The organism is Prevotella multiformis (assembly GCF_018127985.1).
Classification (GTDB): Bacteria; Bacteroidota; Bacteroidia; order Bacteroidales; family Bacteroidaceae; genus Prevotella; species Prevotella multiformis.
Genome location: NZ_CP072358.1, coordinates 885273 through 899826, shown reverse-complemented (window position 1 = coordinate 899826; position 14554 = coordinate 885273). Strand labels below are relative to the sequence as shown.

The following is a 14554-nucleotide window of genomic DNA, read 5'->3' as shown; positions in this document are numbered from 1 at the left end:
TATTTAAAAGGTGTCATAGGCACTTGCTTGCTGAAAACCTAATAGGATGCAGCGTTTCTACTAATCTTTCGATATAAGATAGTGGAGCTTCAACTCCATTATAAAAGGGGAGTTTACATGTTGAATCAAAATGGTTACTCAATGGGAATTAAACCTGGACCAAAAAGAATTGCTGTTACTACAGGAAAACCTGACAGACGTCAAAGAGACAATAAGCAGACACCTGGTAATACACCATCTTTGAAGCCTCACATTCATAAGAAAGGGGATTAAGATAAAAACGGATGTCGTTATTATTAGACATCCGTGTAATGTAACACCCCACTCTATATTCGTGCGGCAACACGATAGATGTGTCTTCTCAAAGCTGCTGTTATTTTGACACCGTAACGGCGGCTTTTCTTTATTAACTTTGTTATAATAACGATTATATATTTGATTTATTATATCAAGTATAAGATTATAGAGGGTCAGTCCTAAAACCCAGTTGCAAGCCTATACTCTTAAGCACACAATTTCATAAGCCTATATAAAAAGAAAGGAATATCTGTAACTCCTCTGAACTGTGCCCTGAATGCCTTAACCTTAGCATTGAATGACTCGGCATTTGCATTCGTAGCTCTGTTTACAAAGAAATTGAGTATGGTTTGATAATGATTTTCAAACGTGTCAATCACTGTGTAGAAATTGTCCACTCCCAGCTCTTCAACCTCATTAAACCATTTTGCCAGCTTCAGCCTTGCAGCATCCTTGATGCTCTTGATGTTATAAATGTCGGTAAGTTTCATAGCCAAATCATATGCCTTTTTCAGTGTCGGATAATGTTCAAAGATGATTTCCGCCCTACCTTTCTGTGTTTCAGTCCACTTGGTCTTGTGCTTGGTCAATATGAACTTTGCTCTGGCGAGCAACTGCTTGCGCGTGTCACCATTGCTGTATCTAAATGGTATATATTCCTTACCCTTACTTTTAGCTTCTTTTATCTCCTCATTCTCTTTATCTCTTGCCATCCATCGGTAAGCAATACGCATGTCATCCAGAGCATCATAATATAGTTTCTGCACATGAAATCTGTCATTGGTAATAAGTGCTTTTGGAAAAACAGAGCGGGCTATGCGCATCATAGAAGATGATAAATCGAGTGTTATCTCCTTGACTGTCTTTCGTTTAGAAAGGTTTATCGTCTTGAGAACCTGGATGACGTCCTCTGCCTTGGTCCCTTTAACCACAGCTACCAAAGTCCCTTTTCTGCCCTTTCCCGCCTTGTTGGTCAGAAAAGTATAAACCTCGCCACTGCTTAGACAGGTCTCATCAATACTTAGGTTCTCACCTATGTTATCTTCAAACAATAGCCAGTCTTGAGCATGCCCCAACTGGTCCCAGCTACGATAATCACTGAAATGTTCCTTGTACTGTGTGGATAACTGCTTGCCATTTACGCCATAGTGCGCACCGATGCTTGCGATGCTCTCTGCAGTGGACTCAATTCTATTCTTTTAAAAAAGAAACGAACTCGGGGGATAGTTTACTGCCCTCGGCCGTCAAGTCATCATATGAATAAGTAAATATCTCTCCGTTGGAACTGTCACGCCACTTGCGACGGCGAACATGGAGGTAGACGGCTTTGCCACGAAGAGGAAAGTCCTGAATTACACGCTCGCTGGTAAAACCATAACTGCTTACAGTGCCTAGCTTATGGTCTGACTTTTCCATAAAGTTACGCTCGTCAAGCCAAAAGTCAAACTGGGAAACACTCTCTTGAATATCGACAACATCAAAGTAGTCGGCAAGTACATCTGGAAAGATGCAACGTAATAGTTGGTCACTCTTCATGATGCAAAGGTAATAAATACTTATGGAATTATGTGCTTAAGAGTATAGGCTTGCAACTGGGTTTTAGGACTGACCCCTTTCTTTTTATATAGACTTATGAAATTGTGTGCTTAAGAGGATAGGCTTGCAACTGGGTTTTAGGACTGACCCGAAAAAACATGTAAGTATAAAACAAAAGTATCGTAACTTATTGAAGCTACGATACTTACTGATTTTTTGAAGTGTTTTCTGAAGTCTTCTCCAGAGTACTTCCTGCGGAGAGAGAGGGATTCGAACCCCCGGTACCTCTCGGTACGACGGTTTTCAAGACCGTTGTAATCGACCACTCTACCATCTCTCCATAAAAGGAACCGTAAAGCGTTCCTGCTTCCTTGTGAAAAGCGGTGCAAAGGTAGGAATAATTCTCGAGAATGTGAAATTTGAGACAGGCGTTTTGAGGATTAAAACACTTTTTAACCATTTTGTCATGAAGAATGTCAGCCTGTCCCATTCTGTTGATTGAGCCGTAAACTCTCTCGCAAAGAGACTTTAAAATCTACAACCTCTTGACAAGCATAAGCCGTAAGGAGGAAATGGGTGGGAAGAAGCGGCAGGTTGGGAATGGGTGAGGAAAGGCAGGGATAGGCGGGAATAGACGAGGATGAAGAGGGAATAAAGAGAGAATGAAGAGGGAATGAAGAGGGAATGAAGAGGGAGAAGCAGTAAGGAGGGAACAGGGAGGATAAGGGAGATATTGGCGAGAACGGGTAAGGAGATGCGGGAATGGGCGATAATAAGCGGGAATGGGCGGGAATAAGCGGGAATAAGCGTGGATAAGCGGCAGTTGGCATTATCCAAAGTTACTTCCGTCAGGCAGTTGCCTCCTTCGGGGCGGGGAGTTTCTTTTTTGGGGACAGGGAGGGATTTCCTTTTGGCAGAGTTTCTTGGGGAGGGAAGCTATACCAAGGAGCTTTACAGAGGCATCACCACAGGAAAAGCCCATTCCTAAACTCGCTTGCAAGTAAAGAAATGGACTGTTTGCCTTCAGAGAGTCTTAACTTACAGTCTAAAAGTCGTCTGGCCGTCAGTTCGCATTCTGATGCCGTTAAAAGTACACAGGAAGAAATCGCAGTCGCCGCCAGCCGGATCAGACATTTGACCGGCAGCTTCGGCCTCACCCAAAGGGCACAGAAAAGACTCGCAGTCGCCGCCAGCCGAATCAGAGACATTTGACCGGCCGCTTCGGCCTCACCCAAAGGGCAGAGGGCAGCCTCCGCCCTCTGCCTGAGTCCGCCTGCCGGCCAGCTTTCTATCCTTGCTGCATGGCAATCTTCTTGACACGCCGTTCGTGTCTGCCGCCCTCGAATCCAGCCTTGAAGAACTCATCGAGGATTTTCCCGGCGGTCTTGTTGTCGATGAACCGTCCCGGGAGTACCAGGACATTGGCATCGTTGTGCTGGCGTATCAGTTCGGCAACATCCTTGTTCCATGCCAGTCCGGCGCGCACCCCCTGATGCTTGTTGAGTGTCATCGCCATTCCCTCGCCGCTTCCGCAGATGGCGATGCCCGGATAGACCTCACCCTTCTCGACAGCCTCAGCCAGCGGATGGGCGTAGTCGGGATAGTCACAGCTCAGGTCGCTGTTGCAACCGAAGTCTTTATATGGGTACTTGTGTTCTTCCAGATACTGGATGACGAACTGCTTCAACGGATAGCCTGCGTGGTCGCAGGCAACTCCTACTGTCTTAATTTCCATAAGCTGTTTAGGTTTTATGAGCCCTTCCGTCCGCATCCGGCGGACGAAAGGCTCAGGTTAAACGTCTATGCTAAAAATGCTTTCACTTGTCTGTATACATTCTCGGCGGTGAAGCCCAGTTTCTCATCCAGCACCTTGTAAGGAGCGGAGAAGCCGAAGCTGTTGAGACCGTACACCATGCCGTGTGCACCGACCATTCCCTCGAGCGTCACGGGGAGGCCGGCCGTGAGACCGAAGATCCTTGCGTCCTCCGGAAGTACCTGCTCCTGATACTCCTTGCTCTGGCGGCGGAAGAGCCCTTCCGACGGAGCACTGACGACTCGCACTTTCAGTCCGTCCCTGCGCAGAAGCTCCGCTCCGTCGAGACAGGTGGCCACTTCTGATCCGCTGGCGAGGAGAATCACATCGAACGGCTCGTCAGAGCCTTTCACGATGTATGCCCCCCTGCGGGTCAGCTGGTAGTCGGTTCCTTCCGGCAGGCTCTTCACGTTCTGCCGGGAGAAGATGAGGGCCGTCGGCGTGTCAGTATTCTCCATGGCCATCTGCCAGCAGACGGTCGCCGCATCGCTGTCGGCAGGGCGGAGCACACGGACGGAATCCTGTCCGGCATGGTTCTGCAGCTTCTCCATCAGGCGGATCTGCGCCTCCTGTTCGACAGGTTCGTGGGTAGGGCCGTCCTCGCCGACACGGAACGCATCGTGACTCCACACGAACTTCACGGGCACCTGCATGAGGGCCGCCATGCGGATGGCCGGTTTCATGTAGTCGGAGAAGACGAAGAAAGTACCCATTGCCGTGACGACACCGCCATGGAGCATCATGCCGATGCACATACATGCCATGGCCAGTTCGCTCACACCGGCCTGGAAGAAGGCGCCGCTGAAGTCGCCGCGGGCGAAGGAATGCGTGTGCTTGAGGAAGCCGTCGGTCTTGTCGGAGTTGCTGAGGTCGGCAGACGACACGATCATGTTCGGCACCTGTTCTGCCAGCAGGCCGAGGCAGGCTGCCGATCCGTTGCGTGTCGGGATGTCACGCTTCTGCACAAGACCGCTCCAGTCGATCTCCGGCGCCTTGCCCGAGAACCACTGCCGCATCTGTGCCGCTTTCTCCGGATTCTCCTTTTCCCAGCCGGCCTCCGCGGCATGGCGTTCCGCCACGATTTTCCGGAGTTCGGCAGCACGGTCGTCGTAGAGCTGCTGTACTTCGGGGAAGATTCTGAACGGGTCGTCAGGGTCGCCGCCGAGGTTTCTCACCGTATTTATATAGGCATCGCCTCCGAGCGGTGCGCCGTGTGTCTTTATGCTGTGTTCGTAGCTGCTGCCGTCGGCCTGGCGTGCGCCTTTGGCCATGACGGTGTCACCGATGATGAGGGTGGGGCGGTTCTCTTCCCTGTTGGCAGCGGCGAGTGCCTCCCGGATGGCATCGGGGTCGTTGCCGTCAATCTTCATGACGTTCCATCCCCATGCCCGGTATTTCATGGCCGTATCTTCCGCCATGACGGCACCGCATTCGGTAGAGAGCTGGATGTCATTGGAGTCGTAGAACATGATGAGGTTGTCCAGACCCAACGCGCCTGCCAGTCTTCCGACTTCTGCGCTGACGCCTTCCTGGACGCCGCCGTCGGAGATGTAAGCGTATATCTTGTGCTGCATCATGGTATGCCCGAGGCGTGCCTCGAGGAACTTCTCCGCCACGGCGGCTCCTGCCGCATAGGCATGTCCCTGTCCGAGCGGCCCCGACGAGTTTTCTATGCCGTGTGCCAGATCGCGTTCCGGATGGCCTGGCGTGACCGATCCCCACTGGCGGAACTGCCTGATGTCGTCGACAGTGAATTTCCTCTGGAGGGTCAGCGCCGCATAGAGCATCGGCGACATGTGTCCCGGATCGAGATAGAAACGGTCGCGTCCTGCCCATTCCGGCCGGTCCGGATCGTAGACGAGGAATTCAGAGAAAAGGACATTGATAAAGTCTGCACCGCCCATGGCACCTCCCGGATGGCCTGATCTGGCTTTCTCAACCATTGACACTGCGAGGATCCTGATGTTGTCTGCCGCGCGGTTCATCAGCTTCTTGTCATTCATATATAGATTGGATTTAATTTATTATAATGCAAATATAAAGATAAATAAGGAGAACTCAAAATAATCAGGTTACATTTTTCATAAAATCGTTCCGCATCCCCCAAAAGGCCGCTTTCCGGCGGAACCGGTCCGTCTCCCCTACCCGTCCGGACGGCATCCGGGAAATACGGCAGATTCCTTCTGGACATACGGATATTCACGGGATGTTCACGATGTTCATGTCTGACCGGCGGTGCGACAAAGTCCAGGACACATCCCGCATCCTCCTGCCCGCGAGGATTCAGCGATGCCGTGAAATCCTGTGCGACATCATTATCCACCTGCCCCTAAGGATTCCGGCCAGACACAGACCTGTACCAGTCCACAGAGCCGTAGAGGGCGGGCACAGGAAGATTCTCCCGCCGGCTGTCCGCCGTTTGGGAAAAGTTTTGTATATTTGCCTTCGATTTCACAGAAGAAAGCCAGCAAGGCGAAACAAGACAGATGAAGAAAAGAAGGCTATACAGAACGGCAGCAGGATGGGCGGCAGGCCTGTGCCTGCTGCTGACGGCATGCAGCATCCCCCACCAGCAGGAGGTGGATGCCTGCAACGACAAGGCCTACGCCTTCCATTACCGCAGCCTCGACTCGGTCGACCTGTATGCCCGGCGGGCGTACAGGCTGGCGAAGCGGTACGATGCCGGACGGGCAGAGGCCCTGAACAACCTGGCGTTCGCCGACCTGATGAAGATGCGCTTCACGGAAGCCTTTGCCAAGCTCGACTCCGTACTCCAGATCACCGACAACCAGGTGGAGCTTCTGGTGGCGGACATCCAGCTCATGCGTCTCTGCCAGCGCGAGTCGCTCAACAAGGAGTTCTACGACTACTACGAGAAGGCACAGAAGCGGCTCCACCGCATCGAGGAGGACGAGAGCCTGCTCTCCACCCGCCAGCGGCGCCGCATGGTGTATGCGCGGACAGAGTTCGCCATCGTCACCTCCACCTATTATTATTATGTGGGACTGGAACAGCCTTCCGTCAAGGCCATCCGGCAGATCAATCCCGACGGCGAGATACAGACCGACATGGCGCAGCTGCTGGACTACTACTACAACATCGGCGCAGGCGGCATCTTCACCACCGGGACACAGGAAGCCGTCAGCCAGCGCGAGTTCGACTACCTCATGCGCTGCTACATGCTCGCCCGCCAGCACGGCTATCCTTACTGGGAGGCCAACTCGCTGCAGGCACTCAGCGAGCACCTCGTCAACGACCGCAGCCGCAGGACGCTGATGCGCGACAACCTGCCGTCGTTCCAGTTCCTCAACCTCGACAACATGCCCGACAGCCTGCTGGCAGGCAACCTGGTGCAGCGGTCGCTCAACATCTTCCGGAAGTACGGCGACGTCTACCAGACCGCCGGCTCCTACCGTACGCTGGCCTCCTGCTACTGGCAGATCAAGGACTACCGCTCCGCCATCATCTGCCTGCAGAAGGCACTGAACGACAACCCCGCCATCCGCCAGGCCCCCGACCTCGTCGCCTCCATCCGCGAGCAGCTCAGCGTGACGTACTCCGCCATCAACAACAAGCAGCAGAGCGACTACAACCGCAACATCTACCTCGACCTGCAGGACGAGACCCGCCAGGACCGTTACCTTGCGTCGCGCGCCGAGCAGCTGGACCGCACCTCCCAGCAGCTCAACCTCATCATCGCCGCCGTAGGACTGTCCATCCTCATCGTCCTCGCCCTGCTTGTCCTCTTCCACTATCTCCGGCGGCGCAGCGACCGGCGCAGTTCGCTGGACGACCTCCTGCTCCCGCTCGAACAGTGGCGCAGACAGAACGGGCAGCACAGGGCGGCGATGACGGAAAAGTACGGCGAAATCGCCGAACAGCTCGACCTCTGCCGGCTCCACCTCGTCGACAACCGGCGCAAGAACCTCGAGCAGCGGGCGAAGGTGTCGCTTGTCAACAGCGTCATCCCCCTCATCGACCGGATGCTCCACGAGATCGGAAGGCTGAAGAAAGGCGGTGAGAGCGAAACGCTGAAAGCGGAACGCTACACCTATATCTGCGAACTGACCGACAAGATCAACGAACTGAACACGGTCCTCACCCAGTGGATACAGCTCCGGCAGGGACGCCTGTCACTGCACATCGAGAGCTTCCCCGTACAGCAGGTGTTCGACATCGTGAAGAAAGGGCGCATGGGTTTCCAGATGAAAGGCATAGACCTCCGGGTAGAAGACACCGGCGCCGTCGTCAAGGCCGACCGTGTGCTGACACTCTTCATGGTCAACACCCTCGCCGACAATGCCCGCAAGTTCACCGGACGAGGGGGCCGGGTGACCATCCGTGCGGCCGAGGAAGAGGGCTATGTGGAAATCTCCGTCGCCGATACCGGCTGCGGACTCAGCGAGACACAGCAGGCACACATCTTCGACTACAAGCCCATCCGCGACCAGAGCGACTGCACGTCGCACGGCTTCGGACTGATGAACTGCAACGGCATCATCAACAAATACCGCAAGATCAGCCAGATCTTTTCCGTCTGCCGGATCGGCGTAGAGAGCCGGGAAGGCCGAGGGAGCCGCTTCTTCTTCCGCCTGCCGAAGGGCATCAGCCGCATGGCGGTGCTCCTCCTGTCCGCCGTCTGCGGCCTGACGGCCGCCTCCGCCCGTCCCGTCAGAGCCATCGACAAGGCGGCGGCGCTGGCGCGCCACGACTACAGCACCCTTGCCGGCATCTATGCCGATTCGGCTTACTTCTCCAACATCAACGGCTCCTATAGCCAGACCCTCGCCTATGCCGATACCTGCCGGTACTACATCAACCAGCTCTACCGCCGCCTGCGCCCCAAGGGGAAGGACCTGATGCTGCGCACAGGCAGCCTCCCCAATGTCCCGGCGGAGATCAGGTGGATACAGGAAGGCATACCGATGGACTACGCCGTCATCCTCGACATCCGCAACGAGAGCGCGGTGGCGGCACTGGCCCTGCACGAGTGGGACCTCTACCGGTACAACAACTCCGTCTATACCCACCTTTTCAAGGAGCGCTACGCCGACAGGTCGCTGGGCGAGTACTGCCGGATGATGATGAAGTCGGAGACGAACAAGAACGTGGCCGTCGCCCTGCTCATCCTCTTCCTGTTGTCCATCTTCCCGGTCTACTACGTGATGTACTACCGCCGCCGACTGTCCTATCAGTTCTGCCTGGAACGGGTGAAGAGCATCAACACCATTCTCCTCAGCGACATGGACGTGCAGGAGAAGCTCCGGGAGGTGGAACGCGCGGCGAGCGACCGGTTTCCGCCGCGCCTGCTGGCCATCGTCACGCAGATCAGAGACGCCCTCCTCGCATCGGTCGAGGAGGACCAGAAGAGCCAGGCCGACATAGAGATGCTGGAGGACGAGGTGCGGTGTACGGAATACGAGAACGAACGCCTGCACATCAGCAACAGCATTCTCGACAACTGCCTGTCGACGCTCAAGCACGAGACGATGTACTATCCCTCGCGCATCCGGCAGCTCGTGGACCAGCCGGGAAACCAGCTCGACAGCATCGACGAACTGGCCGTCTACTACAAGGAACTCTACCTGATCCTGAGCCAGCAGGCGATGCGCCAGGTCGAAGGTGTGAAGCTCATCGCACGTCCCCTGAACCTCGCCGCAGTCGTAAGCACGGCGAAGCTGACGGCTCCCGTCCCTGCGGTGCCGCCCGTCAGCGGCGACCCGGTCCTCATCGCCTACCTCTTCGAGATCCTGTACCAGAGCAACCACAGCCGCCCCCTCACGGTCAGCGCCGGGGAGGGGCAGCCGGGCTATGTCACCCTGCACGTCCTGATGTCCGCACTCCACCTGTCGGGCGAGGCGTGCCGGCAGCTGTTCCAGCCCTCCGCCGACCATCTGATGTCATTCATCTGCCGCCAGATCGTCCGCGACAACGGCGAGGCGACCAACCGGCGGGGATGCGGCATATCGGCGACGGCCACGCCCGACGGCACGAGCGTGAAGGTCGTCCTCTCGCAATCCAGTCAAGAAACAAAAACGAAAGATACGTATGGAGAATTTTAGAGTCATCATCGTCGAGGATGTCCCTCTGGAACTGAAAGGGACGGAAGGCATCTTCAGAAACGAAATCCCGGAAGCCGAGATCATCGGGACGGCCGAGAGCGAACCGGCCTACTGGAAACTCATCAAGCGGCAGCTGCCCGACCTCGTGCTGCTCGACCTCGGCCTGGGCGGTTCGACGACGGTCGGCGTGGAAATCTGCCGGCAGACCAAGCAGACCTATCCCAACGTGAAGGTGCTCATCTTCACGGGCGAGATACTGAACGAGAAACTGTGGGTCGACGTGCTCGACGCCGGCGCCGACGGCATCTGCCTCAAGAGCGGCGAGCTCCTGACGCGGGGCGACGTGGCCAGCGTCATGTCGGGCAAGCGCATGGTGTTCAACCAGCCCATCCTCGAGAAGATCGTGGGCCGGTTCAAGCAGAGCGTCAGCAGCATGCTCATGCACCAGGAGGCGATGGTAGGCTACGAGATCGACGAGTACGACGAGCGCTTCCTCCGCCATCTTGCCCTCGGCTACACCAAGGAGCAGATCACCAACCTGCGCGGGATGCCCTTCGGGGTGAAGAGCCTGGAGAAACGGCAGAACGAACTCGTGCAGAAACTCTTCCCCGACGGCAACAACGGCATGAGCGTCAATGCGACCCGCCTCGTCGTACGGGCGCTGGAGCTGCGCATCATCGACATCGACAACCTCCATGCGGATGAAGAGTAAGTTAGGCTGGCTCGTCCTCGTGCTGCTCACCGCCCAGCTGGCACTGATCCTGCTCTCGTGGGTGCTGACGGCCGCTTTCCCCGAGCTGCCCATCCGCTCCCTGCTCAGCAGCGAGGGCATCCGCTGGTTCTTCGGATGCTTCTCCGACAACCAGCTGTCGCCGCTGCTGGTGGCACTGATCATGGCGGCGATGGCGGCGGGGGCGTGCGTCAGCAGCCGCCTCTATGCGGCCTTCCGCACACGGATGAAGGAGCTGGCACACGGGAAGACGGCGGACGGCGGGCGCACGGCCCTCCACTACCGGGAGCGGGTGGGACTGCGCCTGGCGCTGCTGGAGCTGCTGGTCTATGCCGTCATCATGCTGCTGCTCACGGCCGTTCCCCATGCCATCCTCCTGAGCGTGACGGGACATCTCTTCCCCAGCGCCTTCTCCTCCAGCCTCATCCCCTCGCTGTCGTCCGTCCTTGTCATCATGTCGCTGTCGTACGGCGTGGCGAGCGGCACGGTAGACAGCGTAGCCGCCATGCACCGTGTTCTGGTGAGCGGCCTTCTGGTCGCCGCCCATCTGGTTCCGGCCTACGTCATCGGTATCCAGCTGTACATGTCGCTGCTGTATGTGCTTGTGAGGTGAGAGAAGAGCGGACGCACACGGGCGGTTCTCCGGCGGACGGCCCCTGCCGGGAACACCCGAAACAAAGGAAAGGGAGGGGCAGCAGAGCCGGGATTTTCTATTTTTATGCCGTCTAAATATTTACAATTCCGCTCACAATATTTAGGTATTACGGAAATTCTTTCTATCTTTGCACCATCAAAGTTAGGTATCAAGCCTGTTTGTAATACAAAAACATTATTCACATCATAAAACAAGAACATTATGGCTTACGTAATTGGTAATGACTGTATCGCTTGCGGTACATGTATCGATGAATGTCCGGTAGGAGCCATCTCCGAGGGCGACATCTACAAGATTGATGCAGACGCGTGCACAGAGTGTGGCACTTGCGCATCTGTCTGCCCCAACGAGGCGATCAGCCTCCCATAAGGTGCAGACCTGTTACTGATTAAATTCACAGGGCGAGTCGTGAGACCCGCCTTTTTTTGTGTCGACGGGCGGAGGGCAGGCGGAGAATCCCGCTTCCAGGCAGACAGATTCCGCCCCTGTTTCTGTCTGCCGGATCTCAAGGTATCTTCTATAAAAAAGGTTTTCCCGAAACAGGGAGTGATAAAGTAAGCCTGCTACATAATGAGGTTTGAGATTTGAGGTTTGAGATTTGAGGTTTGAGATTTGAGGTTTGAGATTTGTCCACTATATTGCATCCATCAAAAAGGGTTCTCCCGAAATATGGAGTGATAAAGTAAGTCTGCTACATAATGAGCACGGAGAAGCGGAGAGCAGAGGGGAAGACGGCAGAAAGACAGAACCATGTTTACCTTTTCACTCTTTTACCTTTTTACTTCTCCAACAGCTCCTTGTCTCTATGTGATATTCCATCAAAGCCATCAATACACGGGACAGACCTCACTGCATGACAATGTTCTTCCGTTAAATGGATAGATTGGAAACAGGATAAAGGCTTATACACTTACAGGGTATGACTATACAAAATCAGATGGTCTTACAAAGGAGGATAAACTACAGGATAAAATTCAGAAAAAGTAAATAGACACGATGTTTATCCATCAGTATGTCTTTCCGTCTTCTACAAACAACTTATTTCCATATTATCGGTGTTTGTAAAATGTTTTCATGCAGCCCAAGCTGAGACATGCTCTTCTGGCTTCTAAAAGGTGCCTGATTGACTTCCAACAGGTGCTCTTTTAGCGTGTTACCAACGCCCTTTTGAAGTCCAATCAAGCACCTTTTCTGAACGGATTGACAACTAATTGATTTACTGCCGGTTGCAGACCTGCTTTTTGTACGTGTCTTCCATATTTACAGATGATTTATCTGGAATCATGTAATGACTTTTCAAAACCTTATCTGTCTTTTCAACGTATGAAAACGAAAAGGCTTTTGTATCGGAGGATGATAACAGAACAGACGGTTGCAGGCTTGACAATGTCTTTGTTTAATGAATAACTTTGGTTCTTCCGTTAAAGCAATACGAAAAGCATCCACGCATTGAACGGAAGAACACATAATAAGGCATACAGAGAAGCGAAGAAAACAGAGGAAAAACATCACGGCGGTGCCGACGACACAAAAGAACGACAGAGAGGCAATGCACGGATTTCCTTTATTTTCGGGATAAACGCCATTCACGATCCTCACCAGCAAATACGCTGATAAAACTCTCAGATACTTTCCGTTGCTCCACGCACAGACGGTGCCTCCGTGAGGACCATTGCCTTGTTTTTAATAATCCTCCGCCGTTTCAGCGTCCGGGATCATCGACCTCCGTAAAGTCGACATACTCGCCCTCGCCGTCGGGGATGACCTTCCTGTTCCGCTGCTCCGCCGTCCGCTTGTCGATGACGGTGCTTCCAGCGTCCTCTTTCCTTCCCTGCTGCTGCGCGAAGGGATCAAACTGCCGGCGCACCCTGGTCAATTGCCTGTAAAAGGAGAAGGCGATCCAGACGAGGATCGCCAGAAAGGCGATGAAGATGAAAAAAGCGAACTTCAGCAGGAAAGCAATAAACGTCATGTCCTTTCAGGTTGTATCCTCTATTGCTGGACGGAGGAAGGTTTTACGATAGCCGACAGGATTACATACCATGCGATGATGATGGCGAACGAGGAGATGCCGAAGACGACCAGCAGGGGCACGCACGTGGCAAGGAAGATGTATTTCACCTCGTTGCCCTTCCATCCCCAGTGCTTGAACTTCAATGCGAACATCGGGATTTCGGCAACCAGCAGCCAGGAGCTGACGAAGATCCCGGCAAGGACGAGGACGACCGCCCAGGGACAGACCTCCAGTCTGTCGCCGAGCCCCACGATGAGCGAGCCCCAGAAGAGGGCGTTGGCAGGAGTCGGCAGCCCGATGAAGCCCAGTGCCTGACGCTCGTCAAGATTGAACTTGGCGAGGCGGAGCGCCGAGAATGCCGCCATGACGAAAGCCACGAAAGGCAGACAGGGGCGCAGCGGCTCCAGGAACTGAGGATAGGCCATGACCTGCAGCTGCGAGAAGAGGATGGTCGACGGAGCCAGCCCGAAGGTGATGTCGTCGGCCAGCGAGTCCAGTTCCTTTCCGATGGGAGAAGAGACCCGGAGGAGCCGTGCCGTCATGCCGTCGAAGAAGTCGAACACCGCTCCGATGATGATGCACAGCAGGGCCAGCTTCGCATCGCCTGCAAAGGCAAAGGCGGTGGCGACGCAGCCGGAGAAGAGGTTGCAGCAGGTGACAAAATTGGGAATGTGCTTTTTCATCTTTTCCTTCTTTTATGTTGTTTATCGGGTCTTCATCCTGGCGATGACCGTCTGGTCGCCCGTCGTCGCCTGCCCCATCTTCACACAGACCTCCGAGTCAACCGGGAGGAAGAGGTCTACCCGGCTGCCCAGCTTGATGAAGCCCAGATGCTCGTCGATGTAGCAGTCTTCGCCCTCCTTGGCGTAGGTCACGATGCGGCGCGCCACCGCCCCGGCAATCTGGCGGCAGAGGATGTCGGTCCCGTCAGGGGTGGTGATGATGGTGTCGGCGTGCTCGTTCTCTTCGCTTGCCTTGGGGAGCCACGCCTTGTGGTAGTTGCCGTCAAAATGCTTCACCGACTTCACCACGCCGTCTACGGGGAACCAGTTGGCGTGGACATTCCAGAGACTCATGAAGATAGAGACCATCAGCCGGCGTTCGTGGAAATATTCGTTCTCGTCCACCTCCTCGATGACGACGATGTGCCCGTCGGCCGGTGCGACGACGACGCCCTCCGTCTCCTCGCTGTTGAAGTAGCGGATAGGACAGCGGTAGAAGTTGAGCACAATGCCATAGACGGTACCGGATAGAACTGCAAAAATGCAGAAGGGTATCTTTGACGGAACTGCAAACCAGAGAACCAGCGCAATGAGGGCAAGACAGATTGCTCCGTAAAGCAATGTATTTGTGCCTTCCCGATGGATTCTTATCTTTTTGAGTTTCTTTTTTATTTTTCCCATGGTCGTTGGACGACGTTTTTGATTTGTTGCAAAGGTACTCCTTT

General features: G+C 54.5%; 11 protein-coding genes and 1 tRNA gene. 4 read left to right on the top strand and 8 right to left on the bottom strand.

The annotated features are described in order from the left end of the window. Positions 1-503 precede the first annotated feature (503 nt). The 5 genes from J4864_RS09815 to J4864_RS09795 form a co-directional block, all read right to left on the bottom strand. Positions 504-1487, bottom strand: a complete 984-nt coding sequence (locus tag J4864_RS09815) for an ISAon1 family transposase (RefSeq protein ID WP_449579656.1) — start codon at positions 1485-1487, stop codon at positions 504-506. 1 nt (position 1488) lies between these two features. Next, positions 1489-1833, bottom strand: a complete 345-nt coding sequence (locus J4864_RS09810) for an ISAon1 family transposase N-terminal region protein (protein WP_211813571.1) — start codon at positions 1831-1833, stop codon at positions 1489-1491. A gap of 255 nt (positions 1834-2088) precedes the next feature. Beyond that, positions 2089-2173: transfer RNA gene (locus J4864_RS09805), tRNA-Ser, on the bottom strand. A gap of 948 nt (positions 2174-3121) precedes the next feature. Further along, entirely contained in the window at positions 3122-3568 is a 447-nt protein-coding gene (locus tag J4864_RS09800) for an RpiB/LacA/LacB family sugar-phosphate isomerase (RefSeq protein ID WP_007367123.1), read from the bottom strand. Between the two features lie 65 nt (positions 3569-3633). After that, positions 3634-5649: a transketolase family protein gene (locus J4864_RS09795; RefSeq protein WP_211814740.1), complete on the bottom strand. Its 2016-nt coding sequence runs from the start codon at positions 5647-5649 to the stop codon at positions 3634-3636. Positions 5650-6132: 483 nt separating this feature from the next. Here J4864_RS09795 and J4864_RS09790 point away from each other — a divergent pair, with 483 nt between their 5' ends. From J4864_RS09790 to J4864_RS09775, 4 genes are all read left to right on the top strand, one after another. Then, positions 6133-9708 (top strand): sensor histidine kinase, encoded by a 3576-nt coding sequence (locus tag J4864_RS09790; RefSeq protein WP_211814739.1) that lies wholly within the window; start codon positions 6133-6135, stop codon positions 9706-9708. Then, positions 9695-10420: a DUF5932 domain-containing protein gene (locus J4864_RS09785; RefSeq protein ID WP_007367119.1), complete on the top strand. Its 726-nt coding sequence runs from the start codon at positions 9695-9697 to the stop codon at positions 10418-10420. The genes J4864_RS09790 and J4864_RS09785 overlap by 14 nt, the downstream gene beginning before the upstream one ends. Next, positions 10410-11051, top strand: a complete 642-nt coding sequence (locus J4864_RS09780; RefSeq protein ID WP_211814738.1) for an ABC transporter permease — start codon at positions 10410-10412, stop codon at positions 11049-11051. The genes J4864_RS09785 and J4864_RS09780 overlap by 11 nt, the downstream gene beginning before the upstream one ends. A gap of 243 nt (positions 11052-11294) precedes the next feature. Continuing rightward, positions 11295-11462 (top strand): 4Fe-4S ferredoxin, encoded by a 168-nt coding sequence (locus J4864_RS09775; RefSeq protein ID WP_007367116.1) that lies wholly within the window; start codon positions 11295-11297, stop codon positions 11460-11462. 1333 nt (positions 11463-12795) lie between these two features. Here the strand turns inward: J4864_RS09775 and J4864_RS09770 are convergent. The 3 genes from J4864_RS09770 to J4864_RS09760 are packed head-to-tail and all read right to left on the bottom strand — an operon-like array spanning position 12796 to position 14510. After that, the gene (locus J4864_RS09770) at positions 12796-13065 is read right to left on the bottom strand and encodes a DUF4834 domain-containing protein (RefSeq protein WP_211814737.1); all 270 of its coding nucleotides are present in this window, start codon (positions 13063-13065) and stop codon (positions 12796-12798) included. A gap of 20 nt (positions 13066-13085) precedes the next feature. Beyond that, positions 13086-13790 carry a CDP-alcohol phosphatidyltransferase family protein gene (locus J4864_RS09765; RefSeq protein ID WP_211814736.1) on the bottom strand — a complete coding sequence of 235 codons (705 nt, stop codon included), beginning with the start codon at positions 13788-13790 and terminating at the stop codon, positions 13086-13088. Between the two features lie 21 nt (positions 13791-13811). Beyond that, positions 13812-14510, bottom strand: coding sequence for a phosphatidylserine decarboxylase family protein (locus J4864_RS09760; RefSeq protein ID WP_211814735.1), 699 nt, complete (start codon positions 14508-14510; stop codon positions 13812-13814). Between the last annotated feature and the right edge of the window lie 44 nt (positions 14511-14554).